Source organism: Gottfriedia sp. S16(2024) (assembly GCF_050473765.1).
Lineage (GTDB): Bacteria > Bacillota > Bacilli > Bacillales > Bacillaceae_G > Gottfriedia.
On record NZ_JBFLUO010000001.1, the window covers coordinates 2,087,934 to 2,103,674 of the forward strand.

Genomic DNA, 15,741 nt, shown 5'->3' on the forward strand with positions numbered 1-15,741 from the left:
TTTATTTGACGAAAAATAACTATACAGGGGAGAAATTGGATGAAATACTTTTTATTATTACTAAGTTTCATTACTGTGATCGGTTTAAGTGGCTGTGGAAATATGACTCATACAGCTTCTACTCATGAAAGTATGAATCATGAAAAAACAAAAGAAGAAAAAGATTCAACCAAAGTACAATTTACGTTTAACGGTAATCCTGAAAGTGGTAAAAAAGTAAACTTAAACATTCAAGTCAATGATTTGATGGGGAAAACAGTAAATAAATTTGAGCTCGAGCACGAAAAATTAATGCATTTAATTGTTGTAAGTAAGGATTTATCATTTTTTGATCATGTGCATCCAGTATATAAAGGGAAAGGATTATTTACAGTCACACCGGATTTTCCAAATGGTGGTGAATATAAATTATTTGCAGATTTTATACCTGAGGGCTCTGATAAAAACGTAAAAACAAAATTAGTACAAGTGGCAGGTGAGCAAGCCAAACCGGTTTCGCTAATACCAGATAAAATATTAACAAAAGTAATTGATGGAAAAGAGGTTACTTTAAAATTTGATAAATTGATGACAAATAATGAAGTTAAAATGACATTTACGATTAAAGATGCTAAAACCAAAAAAGGTATTACTGATTTACAGCCTTATTTGGGTGCTATTGGTCACGTTGTTGCGATTAGTGGGGATACAAATACTTACTTACATGTCCATCCAATGAATGAAAAATCAAGTGGACCTGACGCAGAGTTTATGACTAGTTTTCCTAAAAAAGGATTATATAAAATATGGGGACAGTTTAAACAAAATGGAGATGTGTTTATTGTGCCATTTATAGTTGAGGTGCCATAATTTCCTTCCATGATAGTTGCTGTATTAATGTTGGAAGAACAGTTATTGAATTTCCAATCGATGAAGAATCTAGCTTAACATTTGCGGGTTCAGTGGGGAATGAGTCTAATTGATTTATAGAGATTGTTTATAATTGACCCTTTCAAAGACTATTAAATTATTAGTCTTTGAAAGGGTATTTTTCTATTTCAACCTAAAACTTTACGATAGAGTTCTTTAGCAATAGATGCTTCCTTTGTACCGTGAATAATTGCTCGACCGTCTTTAAATAAAACAATGCGATGATCTTCATAAGTACATGACAATAAATAAGGATTTACAATCAAATCACTAACTAACCCTTGTAATCTTTCAGAAAGGTTAGTTAGTGTTGGAATCTTAGGAGATGATACTCTTAATTGGACTGCATCTCTTCCACATAAAACATATGACTTCATATGGTCATCATCTTTTAAAAATGGATAACTTCTTATAGAGCCACATGTTGGACAATTTTTATTTTTTAATTTTTCGATGTTTATATCAGACTTTTCATACTTCCAAACATCAATCGATTGTAAGATTGGTGAAAGTTCATAGTTAGTAAGATATTGCAGAGCATAGGTTACTTGGTATGCAGCAATCATTTGCACAATTGGACTGATTACTCCTACCGTATCGCAAGTCATATTTAAAGTTGGTATATGATTTAATAAACAGTTAAGGCAAGGAGTTTTTCCTGGAATAATTGGAAACGAGAGACCATAGCTTCCAACACATGCACCAAAAATAAAAGGAATCCCATGCTTAATTGCTGCATCATTCACAACCATTCTAGTTTCAAAGTTATCTGTTGCATCTAGTATAATTGTATGACCTTTAATCAACTCTTCAATATTAAGACTAGTAATATCTTTTATTAAACTAGTAATCGATACTTCACTATTAATTTGTTGAAGTCGATATTTAGCTGCAATTACTTTAGGTAGTTTATTTCTAGCATCCTCTTCTGTGTAAAGAGACTGCCTTTGTAAATTACTCCATTCAACGTAATCACGGTCAACAATTGTTATATTTCCAATGCCTGCTCTTACAAGCATTTCTGCTATTGATGAGCCTAATGCACCAACACCAATAATAATGGCACTGGCTTTTTGTAAGTTTGATTGACGATCTTTTCCTAAAAATAATTCTTGCTTTGCATAGCGGTTTGTCAAGAATTCACCAACCCTGTGATTGGGCTACTAGCTTCACCATAATTTTTTTCTTCAATTCTTCCTGCCTCATAACCAAGTCTTCCAGCTTCAATAGCAAGCTTCATCGCAACTGCCATTTTTACAGGATCTTTTGCATTAGAAACCGCAGTATTTAAAAGGACTCCATCAGCACCTAGCTCCATTGCAAAAGCTGCATCTTTTGGCGACCCGATACCGGCATCTACTATAACAGGTACATTCGATTGCTCAATGATAAATTTAAGATTAAGTGGATTAATAATTCCTTTTCCGGAACCGATAGGAGATGCACCTGGCATAATCGCATGTACACCAAGTTCTTCTAGTCTTCTTGCTAGCACAACATCATCGGAAGTATAAGGTAATACAACAAATCCTTCGTTTAATAGCATTTCTGATGCTTTCAATGTTTCGATTGGATCAGGTAATAATGATTTATCACACCCAATTACTTCTACCTTGATCATATCGCATAAGCCAGATGCTTTTGCCAATCTTGCAATTCTAACAGCCTCTTCGGCAGTTTTTGCACCAGCAGTATTAGGCAATAATTTATACTTTGTTAAATCTAGTTGTTCTAGAAAATTTGGTTGAGATTCCTCAAAAATATTCATTCTTCTAACAGCAAAAGTTAGGATCTCGGCTTTCGATACTTCAACAGCTTCTTTCTGGACTTCAAATGAAGGGTATTTTCCTGTTCCTAATAATAATCTTGAATGAAATGTATGATTTCCTACTTTTAACATGATTAGCCACCACCTACAAAATGTATTAATTCTACAGAATCTCCGTTAGAGAGATGAGTTAATGAATACTGTTCTTTATAAATAATTTCTTTATTAACCTCGACAATAACAATTCGGTTTTCTAATTGATATTCATTAAGCAAATCCTGAATTGTACAGGTTTTGCTGGAAATGTTGATGTTCTTTCCGTTTAATCTTATTTCCAAGTGTTTACACCTCCAAAACATAAAAATTAACGATTGATTTTAAATGCTTCGATCCAGTTACGATCGACTTTTCGTTTAAGGATTAAATCTCGAATTAATTTTCCAGTTGCTGGTGCAAGCAAAATACCATTTCGAAAATGGCCGGTCGCAAATAAGATTTGATCTTCATCGGGATGAATTCCAATAAAGGGATTATAGTCGAGAGTTCGCGGTCGTAATCCTGCCCAAAATGAATCAATTTTCATGTCTTCAATTTCGGGAAGCATTTTTTTAGCGCTTTGTATTAATGACTCAATCCCCCTTAAGCTAGGGTTCTCATTCCATTCGTTATCGATCATCGTAGCTCCGATGACAAGGCGACCGTCATTCCTTGGAACAATATAATTTTGTTCATGGAAAAGAGTATGTTTTAATGCAACCTTTTCACTTCTGACCGCGATGCATTCACCTTTAACGGGAATAATTTCATGATGTAATCCAAGCTGCCCAAACAATGAATTACTCCAAACACCACTTGCAACTACAAGAGTTTTTGCTTCAAAATTGCCATTTGTAGTTTTAATTAAATAATGTGAATCATTTTTTTGAATCTGAAATACATGAGTATATTCAAATATAGATGCACCTAAAATTTGAGCACTCTTGCAAAACGCGTTACAGACAGAAACAGGTAATACATTCACGTCGTCTTCAATATAAGCTGCTCCAATGATGTTTGGATGGATGCCAGGTATCTGTTTTTTTAACTCCTCCTGGTTATACCAAAGTGCCGAAGTTTGAGTGAGTAGCGGAGTTAATTGTTTTTTTTCTAAATCTGTATAAGCTAGTTTGAAAATGCCACCTTTTTTAAGTTCAATATCAATTCCACATAATTCTTTTAATTCTTCTTGAAGGTGAAAATAAGTTAATTGACTATTTCTAGCAAAAGTAAAAAACGACTCGGAGTGATCCCACTCGGAATGGGCACCAAGCATTCCAGCAGCTGCCTTAGTTGTTTTCTGTCCAACTTGCTGTCCTTCTAGAACTGCGACATGAATGTTTTCTTTCGCTAGATAATAAGCAATGGAACAACCTATTATTCCACCACCAATTACTACAACTTCAAATTTCTTGTTCATAAGCGAATTTACACCTTTCAAAATATTGCAGCGCAGCTTCTAGAGGATTTCGGGCAGAAAATATGCCAGACATGACAGCTATACCATCAATTTCGTTCTCTTTTAGAACCTGGATATGTTCAGGTAATATTCCGCCGACTGCATAGATTGGTATAGTTAACGTTTTTTTCATTTCTGGAATTAGTTCAATCCCATTAGGTGTTAATCCATTTTTACACTCTGTTTCAAAACAATGACCGTACAGAATATAGTCAGCTTTATCATTTTCTGCCTGTATTGCTTCAGTAAGTGTGTGAACTGATTTTCCTACTCGTAAATTAGGAAAATATTCTTTTACATCAACAAGTGGAAGACCATGTCCCGGTAAGTGAATATTTGATAGGTTAGAGAAAATAGTTATATCTAAACGATCATTTAAAACAATTTTTTTCATATCTACTTTGTTTATTTTTAGTAGATTTAAGAGTGATAGTAGCTCGATTGCCGTTTTCGACTTTTCACGAATATGCACATAGTCGACTGCATCGATTATTTGAATTATTTTTGTAGCAAGTACTTCGACTGAGTGCTGATCATCTGTAATTGCAATAAGTTCCATGGCCCAGCCTCTTTCATTTGCAAAATTTTTTCAAACAAAAAAACCACTTTCCTAAAAAAAAGAAAGTGGTTACATTGCACGCGAAAAAAGTATAAAATGCGCCACTTTCCTACGCAGGTACTAGCCTGTTCAGGTTTTGAGGGTTTAAAAGTAACTACCTTATTCTCAGCCCTTATCAAGGGATCCCCTAGTGATGAATATGTATGAAAATTAATCTTAGCATAGCATATAAAAAATAATATTCAATACTAAATTTATTTTTACTAGTCCCATTTTATTACCAGAAATTGGGCTTGAAGTATAGTGGAATCAAGTGTTTTTAGTAGTATAAAAAAACCAAAATTTTTTTTTGTTTGGAGTTTCTGTAAAAATTTAGGGAAATAAAAACATTTACATTTTAAATTTATGGGTTTATATTTAGTTTGAACAATTTAATAGATTGACTAGGGGTGTCCAATTAATTGGGCTGAGAGAGAAACGTGATTAAGTTTCTTAACCCTCAGGACCTGATCTGGTTCATACCAGCGTGGGGAAGTTAGAAATTTTCATTAATGATTACATAATTATTAATGTAGTTTTGCTAACACTTAGCCGGGTCTTAAACATAAGATTCCGGCTTTTTTTCATGCTTTAAATGGATTGGATTTCGTCCTTTTTAAACTAATTAAAAAGGGGAATGAAATCAAATGAACAATTCTGTAAATGAAATGAATTTTTCCATCATGTCTAGTTTTTCAGGGAGTAAGAAGGTATATGTTGAAGGATCTAGACCTGACATTAAGGTGCCAATGCGTGAGATTCAATTAAGCCCAACAACTGGCACTTTTGGAGAAGAAGAAAATGCTCCAGTTAGAGTATACGACACTAGCGGACCTTACACAGATTCAGCTAGCTCAGTTGATATTCGAAATGGACTTAAGGCGATTAGACAAAACTGGGTAATTGAACGAAATGATGTTGAAGAGTATGAAGGGCGCGAAATAAAGCCTGAAGATAATGGATATAGAAAAGAGTCAGATCAACATAATGTTGAAGTATTTAAAGGGTTAAAAAGAAAACCGTTACGAGCAAAGGAGAATGGAAATATTACTCAAATGCATTATGCTCGAAAAGGAATTATTACACCTGAAATGGAATTTATTGCGATTCGAGAAAATGTTTCGGCTGAATTTGTTCGTGATGAAGTTGCTAAGGGAAGAGCTGTCATTCCATCGAATATTAATCACCCTGAAAGTGAGCCAATGATCATCGGTCGTAATTTTCATGTGAAAATTAATGCCAATATAGGTAATTCAGCGGTTACGTCTTCAATCGAAGAAGAAGTAGAAAAAATGACATGGGCTACTCGCTGGGGTGCGGATACGATGATGGATCTTTCTACTGGTAAGAATATTCATACAACACGTGAATGGATTATCCGAAACTCTCCAGTACCAGTAGGGACAGTTCCGATTTATCAAGCGCTTGAAAAAGTTAATGGAATCGCTGAAGATTTAAGCTGGGAAGTGTTTAGAGATACACTAATCGAGCAAGCGGAACAAGGTGTAGACTATTTTACAATTCACGCGGGTGTATTATTACGCTATATTCCATTAACGGCAAAACGAGTGACAGGAATTGTATCTCGTGGAGGGTCTATTTTGGCTCAATGGTGTTTAGCTCATCATAAAGAGAATTTTTTGTATACTCATTTTGAAGAAATTTGTGAAATTATGAAGCGTTATGACGTAACATTCTCTTTAGGAGATGGACTGAGACCAGGCTCAATTGCCGATGCAAATGACGAAGCACAATTTTCTGAGTTAGAAACACTTGGTGAGTTAACGAAAATTGCATGGAAGCACGATGTTCAAGTTATGATTGAAGGACCGGGACATGTACCAATGCACTTAATTAAAGAGAATATGGATAAACAATTAGAAATTTGTCAGGAAGCGCCATTTTATACTTTAGGACCGCTAACGACTGATATTGCACCTGGATACGATCATATTACATCAGCAATCGGTGCAGCAATGATTGGTTGGTTTGGTACTGCAATGCTTTGTTATGTAACTCCGAAAGAGCATTTAGGTCTTCCAAATAAAGAAGACGTAAGAGTAGGAGTTATTACATACAAAATAGCGGCGCATGCAGCTGACTTAGCAAAAGGACACCCTGGTGCACAAAAAAGAGATGATGCACTTTCAAAAGCTAGATTTGAATTTAGATGGCGTGATCAATTTAATCTTTCTCTTGATCCTGAAAGAGCAATTGAATATCATGATGAAACATTACCTGCCGAAGGAGCTAAAACAGCGCATTTTTGTTCAATGTGTGGTCCAAAATTCTGTAGTATGAGAATTTCACAAGATATTCGAGATATAGTAAAACAAGAAGAACTTCAGAATGGTTCAATCATTGAAGAAGGAATGAAAGAAAAAGCACTTGAATTTAGAAAACAAGGCGGGGAAATCTATCAATAAGGGTGTGAGCCTTATATGAATAGGGTAGAAGAAATCATAAACGAGATAAAACAATTGGAAGAATATATGCAACACTTAAAAATAGAACTGAAAACGATTCAAAAAAATTGTGACCACGATTTTTTGAAGAAAGATACGATACAAGAATGTCTTAAATGCAGTTTAATTGAGAGCTTATGTTGGTAATACGTAATAACAAAAACAAACCTCAGGCTAAGAGGTTTGTTTTTGTTATTCTAGAATTAATGTTCTGACAAACTATTGATTGAAACTTCTTCCTCTCGATCTGGTTGACCTAGCGGATAGATTCTAGCAGTTTCATTTGTTTCATCAACATGTTGAATGTAAATTGGCACCCCATTATATGTCACATTAGCCATTTCAGCTGAAGAAGCAATTTCTTGAGCTCGTTGTTTATTCATAAATATCCTCCTCTACATTAATAATTGAAACCTAACATATTATTAACAGAGGTATACTTGAGTATTCATAATCAAGTACAAGCTTTTTTTAAAATAAAAAAACTCCTGTTAAAACTTAACAGGAGTTTTATAGTTTTTAATGATTACCAGTGATGTCCATGTCCATATCCATATCCGTCATATCCAGACCAGCAAGCTGCTCCAACAATGATTAATAGGATAAATAGAACAACGATTAAAGCAAAACCGTTAAGATGGTGTCCGTGATGTCCAGTACTCATACATGTGACCTCCTTCATACGATATTTAAGGGAAAACTCCCTTAGGGTCATGCGGCTAATTGAAAAATTTCAATTAGGAGAGGTGGATAATGTATCGTATGTTTTTTTGCCAACTATGAAACTAGTCTATAATGTAATTAGGCTTTTACCTAGAAGTAAGTTTTAATAAATGAATTATTTTTCCTTAGGAAGTGAAATTGCTGTTTCAACTACATAACCATTTTGAAACTTCACAGCAATTGTACCTAAATAAGTGTCAGTAGGCTGAAGTGTTTCGGTACAAGTAAAATAACGAATATGTACAACTTCCTTCGTATCTTTACTAATCTTTTGACAAGCAAGTAAATTACTTAGTCGTTTTAATGCAATCTCTCTTTTCACTCCAATTAGATCTTTTTTTATAAATGATTCATAATAATTTTTTAATGGGAACATTTTAACAGCTCCTGTTCATTCGAAAATAAAATTTCTTAAGTCGTATCATATCATAAAGTAAATCTGTTTTTGTAAAGTTTGTAGCTGTGGATATTTATCATTATTCTAGTTTGTTGAGGGAAATATGTAACTAACAAAAAAATCCCACTATAGATTATTATAGTGGGATTTTTTTCACACTGTTGAAAAACAACCTTGTCAAATAATAACTAAATTTTCGTAAAAGGAGTAGAGTGATGTTGATTTCCACTACAGGATGCTCGCTTTCCATGGGGCGAGACCTGAGCCTCCTCGGCAAGCCTGCGGGGTCTCAGCCTTCCCGCTTATCCCATAGGAGTCGAGCAACCTTCCGTTCCAATCAACTTATTCATCAAAAAAAGTCTGCAATAAATCCTAATCAAATAGCCTTTACTAAGAGTATCCTAACTGTTGTTTATTAATCAGTTTGTAAGTCAATTAATATCGAACATTAATTAATAAACTAATGAATTGAATTTGTTTTTCGAAAAAATTAGCTCATAATATTTTTAACTTCTGAAAAAAAACTTACTAGTGTTATTGGAAACATAAAATTGTTAATAAATATAAAAAAATGAATTTTAAGCTAACTGTGAAAAATCTAGTTAAAAGACTAGGACAAGATTGTAAGAACAAGAGGGCTAAAGAAAAAATCTCTCCTTTAAAGCTTACAATTTTATAAAAATCCCTCAAAAAATAAAAAAACTGTCTCAAAATGTCGATATTTAACGACCTTTTGAGACAGCCTCATTTAATTACTTATGCAGTTTGATTTGAATCTTTATCAATCTTATTTTTACCGTTTAGTTTAGAATTTTTATATCCGTATGTTATATAAATTACTAAACCGATTACTAACCAAACTACGAAACCTTTCCAAGTAAATGTTGAAAGTTGTAGCATTAAATATACACAGAATACAACAGCTAATACTGGTACTACTGGTACCCAAGGAGTTTTGAATCCACGCTTTAAGTCTGGGCGAGTTTTTCTTAATACTAGTACACCAAGAGAAACAGCAGAGAAAGCGAATAGAGTACCGATATTTGTTAATTCAGCTAATTTGTTTAATGGAATTAAGCCAGCGAATAAAGCAACTAGCCCGCCAGTTACCCAAGTACTTGTTACAGGAACTGCAGTTTTCTTGTTAACTTTTGATAATTTACCTGGTAATAAACCGTCTTTACTGATTGCATAGAATAGACGAGTTTGTCCAAACATCATTACGATTAATACAGTTGTAATACCGATGATTGCGCCTAGAGAAATGAAACCAGCAGCCCAATCTTGGTGAATAAATGCTAGTGCAAAAGCAACTGGGTCTTTAACACCTAATTGATCAAACGGAACGATACCAGTAAGAATTAATGAAACGACAATATATAAGATTGTACAAATTGTTAAAGCAGTGATAATACCGATTGGTAAGTTACGTTGAGGATTTTTAACTTCCTCAGCTGCAGTTGATACTGCATCAAATCCAAAGTAAGCAAATACTACTACTGCAGCACCAGCTGTTACCCCATGGAATCCCATTGGCATAAATGGAGTCCAGTTATGTGGTTGAACGTACCAAATACCAACTACGATGAAAAGTGCTACTACTGCTAATTTTACAATTACCATGATTGTGTTAAGTTTTGCTGATTCTTTAACACCTCTAGTAAGAATGAACGTTACAATTAAAACAATGATTACTGCCGGTAAATCAATAAAAGTATGTTTAGATGGATCAAATGCACTAGTTAAAGCTGTTGGAAGGTTTAGTCCAAAACCATGTAATAAACTTTGGAAATATCCAGACCATCCACTTGCTACTGCTGAAGATGCAAGTCCATACTCTAGTACCATGTCCCAACCTAATATCCAAGCTATGACTTCACCAAAAGCAACATAACTATAAGTGTAAGCACTACCAGCCTCTGGAATCATAGATGCAAATTCAGAGTAACAAAGTGCGGCGAATGTACAAGCTAAACCTGCGATAATAAATGAAAGAATAAGTGCTGGACCGGCGTAATCAGCTGCCGCTACACCAGTTAATACGAATATACCTGTACCGATGATGGCACCGATACCTAACATTGTAAGATCAAACGCTCCTAGAACTTGTTTAAGTGAACTAGGCGAACTGCTTGTAACTGATTTTTTTCGAAATAAATTCATATGAGCCTCCTCTAATCCTATATTTAGTAGTTTTTTAATTTCCTATTTAGAAAGTTAATTATTTTCTAATTTTACCTTAAAAAATAGAAAATTCTGACAATTAGCTCCGAAGTAATTTAAAGATTGTCTCGCTTAAGTGATTTTTATGATAACACACTTATAGAAATATTCAAACAATTTTTCGACTTTTTTTTCATTTTTTTTAAAATTATGTAGTAAATTCGACATATTACCAAATACCTAGTCGTTCAGTTAAATTGAACTAGATAGAAGATATGTCATAAGTAACGATAAATCTCTAACATCTTCATATTTCTTATGGTTGCAATTGTAATCAGACTAAATAATTATATTTTTATGTTTTTTTAATAAAAATGAAATAAACCTCTTTAATAGAGGTTTATTTTTGGGTCTTTTTTATCATTTAATGTTCTTTTAAGTGACTTAGTGATACTTCTTTATCATTTTGTGGTTGATCAAGAGGATAAATTCTTGCTGTCCCCTCATTTTTATTAACATGCTGAATATAAACCGGTACTCCATCGCAAGTTACATTAATCATACCAGGTGCAGCTACGATTTCTAATGCTCTTTCAGTATCCATCATAATACCTCCTTTAATAACTAACCTACTTTATTATTTACATAGCCTAGTTATAGTATTCATAAAAAGTGAGACATCTTTTAGGATTATGTAAATCTAAGGGGGGAATTGATGAAGAAAAAAAACTACTAAATTGATTAAACTAGCTTATTGTTCAATTTTGTCCTCATTTCTTAACTCGTTTCTTATCTTGTTGTATGATAGCAATTGAAGCTAAAAATAAAATTGAACTACACATAAATAGTAAACATAGTAAGCCAAAAAGTATTTGCATATTTGTACCTCCTTTTTATTATGAGTACAGAGTAAAGTATGGAACTAGTTTCAGAGCAAGAAAAAGTTTAGAAAAGGTGAGAAAATGTCTAATATTAAAGATATTGCAAGGATTGCCGGCGTTTCGGTTACAACAGTCTCACGAGTTTTAAATGATGAGCCGTATGTTAGTGAGGAAAAAAGAAATGCAGTTTTAAATGCAATTGAGTTAACGAATTATCAACGAAATCAAAATGCAGTAAATTTAAGCAAAGGAAAAACGAATCTAATTGGAGTGGTTATTCCGTTCTCACAACATCCATACTTTGGATTGCTAATTGATGGAATTGCTAACGAAGCGATAAAAAATAATTATAAGCTAGTACTATTTCAATCAAATTATGAGAAGAAGAGGGAAATTGAGGCTTTAAAAATGCTGCAGCATAAACAAATCGATTCACTCATTATTTGTTCTAGAATTTGTTCGATTGAAATGATCGAGAATTATAAGCAATATGGGCAAATAGTATTATTTGAAGATACGAGAAATACAGGGGTTTCCTCAACATTTATCGATCAATACAATTGTTTCATGATTGCATTAGAATATTTATATCAAAAAGGACATCGGAAAATTGGTTATAGTATTGGTCGTAGAACAGGTAAGAATAGTAAACAAAGAGAGGCTGCCTATAGTGATTTTCACAGTAAATATAATGAATCACTAAATAACGATTTTGTATTCGATAATTGTTACTATTTTGAAGACGGTGAAAGAATTGTCCAATCTTTGTTAAATTTAAAAGAGAGGCCAACAGCTTTGTTAGTAACAAGTGATCAAGTGGCAGCGGGGGTGCAGACTTGCTGTAATGATCGTGGAATAGCTATTCCTCATGATCTAGCGATAATTGGGTTCGATAATCAACCAATTGCAAAAGTAATGAAGTTAACAACAGTCGAAATTCCATTACGAGAAATAGGGAAGAAACTTTTTATACAAGCGATTAATTCTGCAATTAATCAAGAGGAGATAGCGATCAAATTAATTGAGCGGCAGACGGTATAATAAAACAGCTAGTCAGGGGCTAGCTGTTTTTCATTTCGTTGAATTGGGAAGTACAAATAAAAAAGGTCGAACTGCAAAAAAAAAAGCAAATCTACAAATAAATATGTCAGAACTGCAATTATAATCTGGATAACTGCAAATAAAGTCATGAAACATGAATGAATCAAAAAAATAGAAAAATAACAATAAAATTGGCCGAGAAACGACCAAAACTAAACAAAACTCAGTAAATCCTTCCAAAAAGAAGTTCCAAATGAATGATCAAGAAATGTTACCAACAAAGTTCACAACTTTATCAATAAAGTTCAATTAAACAAAAAAATAAAAGCTAGTAAGAAACTAGCTTTTAATAGACTGATTCCATAAAGGAGACTGTTCTCTAACAACTTCCATAAATTTTCTAGCAGCACGTGATTGCCATCTATTTTTATGCCAAGACATGATCGTAGAGACACTTCCTAAATTTGTATCCCAATTTATGACTTTAAGTTTTTGTTGCTGCATTTCATTTTGAACTGCTACGAGTGGGAGTATGGATATTCCGAGTCCACACATAACACATTGTTTAATTGCCTCTACACTCCAAAATTCCATTCCAGACTCAGTTGCGATACCTTTACTTCTTAGGAATGCTTCAAAATAGTCACGATAACTGCCTTGTTCTGTAAGAATGATATTTTCATTCGCATTTAGTGTAAAGGATGAAAGTGTTCTAGTATCAGAAGTTGGAGGTAGCAAAATGACAAGTGGTTCTTCAATTAGTGTTTCCGTATACAAATCTGAATCAGTTAATGGAGCTTGTAGAAAGAAGCCAATATCCAGATCTCCTCGACGTAATTCATCTTGTAATTCCCAACATGAACCAGATTTCATCATAATATTTACTTTCGGATTTTGTGATCGAAAAGCTTGGATAATTTGTGGAAGACGGTAGATCGTTAAAGATTCAGGAGCTCCAATCTTTAACGTGGATACTTCCTCATTTTCCATTTGAAATACATCTTTAGCTTTTGAATAAAGTTGAATCATTTCGATTGCGTGAACTAAAAAGTTCTCACCGACCTCCGTCAGATGAACCTTTTTACCTAAACGGTCAAATAAAGGTACTCCTAACTCTTGCTCAAGTGCTTGTATATGTGCAGTTACCGTAGATTGTGCATATCCGAGATGGACCGCAGCTTTAGAGAACCCGCCCAGATCGACAATTGATTTTAACGTAATTAAATGACGGATTTCCATAATAGCCTCCTTAGTATCGGATTTTCCGATGGTTTATATCGTAACTATTCATTTTACCGATGAGAGATCTGTTCATATAATTAAAGTATACGAGATTACAATTTGTTTCAATAACTATTGGAGGGATATTAATGAGGAATCGAAAAATTGGTTTTCTTTTGCTCAGTGGGTTAATGATTGGACCTATATTAGGATCAGGAATTATCATTTTACCACCTGCAGTGTATGAAACTGCTGGTAATTATGCTATTTTTGCTTGGGTTATAATGCTCGGTTTAAGTTTAATATTTGCACTTATGTTTGGTAAGCTAAGTCTGTTGATTCCAGGAGATTCCGGAGTACCATTGGCAGTTGAGCGTGCATTTGGTACACAAATAAAAAATCTTTCAGCTATTTTCTTTTTACTTGCAGTTTGTTTTGGTCCAATTGCAGTTACAGGTACGGCAGGGCATTACTTACAACTACTGACGAATCAAAGTTTTTTCAATGAAAAGTGGCTAGCTTTAGGAATACTATGTTTTGTTTATATCATTTTAACTAGAAGCATTGCCGATGTTGGAAAATTTGCCTTTTTTATGTCTAGCTTCATTGTAGTGACGCTTATAGTTGGGAGTATTCATACGTTAATTACAGTTGATGGGAGCTTTACTTTATCGAATCCAATTACTGTTTCAGATTTTGGAGAAAGTTTACTATTATTATTTTGGGCTTTAATCGGATGGGAAGTCATCGGTAGCTATTCTTTAGAAGTAAAAAATCCAGAACGAACAATTCCTAGAGCAGTAGTCTTAAGTTTTTCGATTATAGCAATAGTAAGTCTAACAGTTGCATTTGCTTTCCAGTGGATTCATTCTAAAAATGGAAATATGATGGATCAATCATTAGCACCACTACTTCAGAGTTTATTTGGAAGTTGGTCAACACCAATTATTTCGTCAATTACAATTGCTCTTTGTATTAGTACGGTTCTCTTAGTAATAGGAGCAGTATCAAGACTTATCGCCGATCAAGCCAAAACAGGTTTATTACCTTCATGGCTTTCTTTTAAAAATAAAAATAATGTGGCAACTCGTTCATTATTTAGCTTGTTTGGCATTCACATAATTGTATTTATTCTTTATTTTAGCGACTTCCTAAGTATTCAAACACTGGTAGCAATTGCAAATGCATTCTTCTTATGCAACGCTTTACTAGGAGTATTGGCATGTTTGCGATTATTTGATTCCGTGTTTTTCAAAATCGGTTCCTTTATTCTAGCAATTTGCTTTTTAGGAATACTTTTATTTTCTTCACCGGTCATTCTACTATTGATCATATTAGTTTCAGTGTACTTTATTTGGCTACAAAAAAGAGATTCAAAGCAACATGAAAAAGTTCTACAAGTTGGAAATGAATAATGAGTTAGAAAGGAAACTTCTATTAAAAGAAGTTTCTATTTTTATGAAAGTGGAATTTTATAATAATTCTTCTTATTGTATATTTATTATTGTTTTTAAAGGGTGTTTATTGAAATTACAAGCCATTTTTTTTCAGTTTGGTATCTATATTTCTGTTTAACTAATGCCTTTTTAAATACGAATGAAAGCCTTTTGTTATTTTAGAATTATATATTGTTTTAACGTTACCAGGGCTTTAAAAATTGAAATTATTAAGTATTATAGGGACATTGTTAAAAGGGGGATACTCTTTGTGTTAATAAACAATATAATGATAAAATGAAAAAACGAATTCAGTTGTGTGTTTAATTAAGCTAAATTCATGTGATTTTGGAATTCGTAAGTCTTACTTTCTATACTAATAATAGTATTCAATTTTTTTCTGTAATGATTTTAATGTTAATATTTATACATTTTTGTATTAGTTGCAAGAAAATATTTAAAACATGATGATTAATTTTATAAGAATAAAAAATAATATTTTTTTTAACTAAATAGAGTGAGAAATTTTCCATATTTTATAAGGTTTTTTTACTTTAATTTTGTTTTTTTATAGATCGTTTTAAAAGAAAATAGAATCATAAATTCTTTACAACGAAATAATTGCTAGTTATAATGAAACCAAA

The 15,741-nt window shown here is 33.1% G+C and carries 15 protein-coding genes and 2 riboswitches; of the genes, 4 read left to right on the forward strand and 11 right to left on the reverse strand.

The genetic code is table 11. The features are described 5' to 3' along the window. The first annotated feature begins 39 nt into the window (after nt 1-39). Nucleotides 40-849: a hypothetical protein gene (locus AB1282_RS09765; protein WP_429898995.1), complete on the forward strand. Its 810-nt coding sequence runs from the start codon at nt 40-42 to the stop codon at nt 847-849. Nucleotides 850-1,037: 188 nt separating this feature from the next. Here the strand turns inward: AB1282_RS09765 and AB1282_RS09770 are convergent, their stop codons facing one another. From AB1282_RS09770 to AB1282_RS09790, 5 genes are read right to left on the reverse strand one after another with little or no spacing between them, the layout of a single operon-like run. Then, a complete protein-coding gene (locus AB1282_RS09770) occupies nt 1,038-2,045 on the reverse strand; it encodes a ThiF family adenylyltransferase (RefSeq protein ID WP_429898996.1) in 1,008 nt (335 codons plus the stop codon). Then, complete coding sequence (locus AB1282_RS09775) at nt 2,042-2,809, reverse strand: thiazole synthase (RefSeq protein ID WP_056467565.1); 768 nt, start codon at nt 2,807-2,809, stop codon at nt 2,042-2,044. The genes AB1282_RS09770 and AB1282_RS09775 overlap by 4 nt, the downstream gene beginning before the upstream one ends. Nucleotides 2,810-2,811: 2 nt before the next feature. Beyond that, nucleotides 2,812-3,015, reverse strand: coding sequence for a sulfur carrier protein ThiS (gene thiS / locus AB1282_RS09780; protein ID WP_056467563.1), 204 nt, complete (start codon nt 3,013-3,015; stop codon nt 2,812-2,814). 26 nt (nt 3,016-3,041) lie between these two features. Beyond that, nucleotides 3,042-4,133, reverse strand: coding sequence for a glycine oxidase ThiO (thiO, locus tag AB1282_RS09785; RefSeq protein WP_429898997.1), 1,092 nt, complete (start codon nt 4,131-4,133; stop codon nt 3,042-3,044). Next, nucleotides 4,117-4,731 (reverse strand): thiamine phosphate synthase, encoded by a 615-nt coding sequence (locus AB1282_RS09790; protein WP_429898998.1) that lies wholly within the window; start codon nt 4,729-4,731, stop codon nt 4,117-4,119. The genes thiO and AB1282_RS09790 overlap by 17 nt, the downstream gene beginning before the upstream one ends. An 89-nt stretch (nt 4,732-4,820) precedes the next feature. Beyond that, a riboswitch (TPP riboswitch) is annotated at nt 4,821-4,930 on the reverse strand. Between the two features lie 236 nt (nt 4,931-5,166). Continuing rightward, nucleotides 5,167-5,281: riboswitch (TPP riboswitch) on the forward strand. A gap of 136 nt (nt 5,282-5,417) precedes the next feature. On the opposite strand from AB1282_RS09790, the gene thiC reads away from it, so the two are divergent. After that, a complete protein-coding gene (gene thiC, locus AB1282_RS09795) occupies nt 5,418-7,196 on the forward strand; it encodes a phosphomethylpyrimidine synthase ThiC (protein WP_056467554.1) in 1,779 nt (592 codons plus the stop codon). 242 nt (nt 7,197-7,438) lie between these two features. Here thiC and AB1282_RS09800 read toward each other — a convergent pair whose 3' ends face one another. From AB1282_RS09800 to AB1282_RS09820, 5 genes are all read right to left on the reverse strand, one after another. Then, on the reverse strand, nt 7,439-7,618 hold the full coding sequence (locus tag AB1282_RS09800; protein WP_429898999.1) for a small acid-soluble spore protein H: 180 nt from the start codon (nt 7,616-7,618) through the stop codon (nt 7,439-7,441). A 143-nt stretch (nt 7,619-7,761) separates the two neighbouring features. Next, complete coding sequence (locus AB1282_RS09805; RefSeq protein WP_156339615.1) at nt 7,762-7,899, reverse strand: YjcZ family sporulation protein; 138 nt, start codon at nt 7,897-7,899, stop codon at nt 7,762-7,764. 174 nt (nt 7,900-8,073) lie between these two features. Continuing rightward, a complete protein-coding gene (locus AB1282_RS09810) occupies nt 8,074-8,334 on the reverse strand; it encodes a hypothetical protein (RefSeq protein ID WP_056467548.1) in 261 nt (86 codons plus the stop codon). A gap of 777 nt (nt 8,335-9,111) precedes the next feature. Then, nucleotides 9,112-10,518, reverse strand: a complete 1,407-nt coding sequence (locus AB1282_RS09815) for an amino acid permease (RefSeq protein WP_429899000.1) — start codon at nt 10,516-10,518, stop codon at nt 9,112-9,114. 424 nt (nt 10,519-10,942) lie between these two features. After that, nucleotides 10,943-11,122 carry an H-type small acid-soluble spore protein gene (locus AB1282_RS09820; protein ID WP_056471502.1) on the reverse strand — a complete coding sequence of 60 codons (180 nt, stop codon included), beginning with the start codon at nt 11,120-11,122 and terminating at the stop codon, nt 10,943-10,945. Nucleotides 11,123-11,480: 358 nt separating this feature from the next. Here AB1282_RS09820 and AB1282_RS09825 point away from each other — a divergent pair, with 358 nt between their 5' ends. After that, nucleotides 11,481-12,440, forward strand: coding sequence for a LacI family DNA-binding transcriptional regulator (locus AB1282_RS09825; RefSeq protein ID WP_056471500.1), 960 nt, complete (start codon nt 11,481-11,483; stop codon nt 12,438-12,440). A gap of 339 nt (nt 12,441-12,779) precedes the next feature. Here the strand turns inward: AB1282_RS09825 and AB1282_RS09830 are convergent, their stop codons facing one another. Further along, nucleotides 12,780-13,679 (reverse strand): LysR family transcriptional regulator, encoded by a 900-nt coding sequence (locus AB1282_RS09830; RefSeq protein WP_056471497.1) that lies wholly within the window; start codon nt 13,677-13,679, stop codon nt 12,780-12,782. 131 nt (nt 13,680-13,810) lie between these two features. Here AB1282_RS09830 and AB1282_RS09835 point away from each other — a divergent pair, with 131 nt between their 5' ends. Further along, nucleotides 13,811-15,076, forward strand: coding sequence for an APC family permease (locus AB1282_RS09835; protein ID WP_429899001.1), 1,266 nt, complete (start codon nt 13,811-13,813; stop codon nt 15,074-15,076). Nucleotides 15,077-15,741: the final 665 nt, after the last annotated feature.

Excerpts from the sequence above, each read along its gene's own strand:
- AB1282_RS09765 (WP_429898995.1), top strand. The coding sequence starts at position 40 with ATGAAATACTTTTTATTATTACTAAGTTTCATTACTGTGATCGGTTTA.
- AB1282_RS09775 (WP_056467565.1), bottom strand. The coding sequence starts at position 2,809 with ATGTTAAAAGTAGGAAATCATACATTTCATTCAAGATTATTATTAGGA.
- thiO (WP_429898997.1), bottom strand. The coding sequence starts at position 4,133 with ATGAACAAGAAATTTGAAGTTGTAGTAATTGGTGGTGGAATAATAGGT.
- AB1282_RS09790 (WP_429898998.1), bottom strand. The coding sequence starts at position 4,731 with ATGGAACTTATTGCAATTACAGATGATCAGCACTCAGTCGAAGTACTT.
- thiC (WP_056467554.1), top strand. The coding sequence starts at position 5,418 with ATGAACAATTCTGTAAATGAAATGAATTTTTCCATCATGTCTAGTTTT.
- AB1282_RS09800 (WP_429898999.1), bottom strand. The coding sequence starts at position 7,618 with ATGAATAAACAACGAGCTCAAGAAATTGCTTCTTCAGCTGAAATGGCT.
- AB1282_RS09805 (WP_156339615.1), bottom strand. The coding sequence starts at position 7,899 with ATGAGTACTGGACATCACGGACACCATCTTAACGGTTTTGCTTTAATC.
- AB1282_RS09810 (WP_056467548.1), bottom strand. The coding sequence starts at position 8,334 with ATGTTCCCATTAAAAAATTATTATGAATCATTTATAAAAAAAGATCTA.
- AB1282_RS09815 (WP_429899000.1), bottom strand. The coding sequence starts at position 10,518 with ATGAATTTATTTCGAAAAAAATCAGTTACAAGCAGTTCGCCTAGTTCA.
- AB1282_RS09820 (WP_056471502.1), bottom strand. The coding sequence starts at position 11,122 with ATGGATACTGAAAGAGCATTAGAAATCGTAGCTGCACCTGGTATGATT.
- AB1282_RS09825 (WP_056471500.1), top strand. The coding sequence starts at position 11,481 with ATGTCTAATATTAAAGATATTGCAAGGATTGCCGGCGTTTCGGTTACA.
- AB1282_RS09830 (WP_056471497.1), bottom strand. The coding sequence starts at position 13,679 with ATGGAAATCCGTCATTTAATTACGTTAAAATCAATTGTCGATCTGGGC.
- AB1282_RS09835 (WP_429899001.1), top strand. The coding sequence starts at position 13,811 with ATGAGGAATCGAAAAATTGGTTTTCTTTTGCTCAGTGGGTTAATGATT.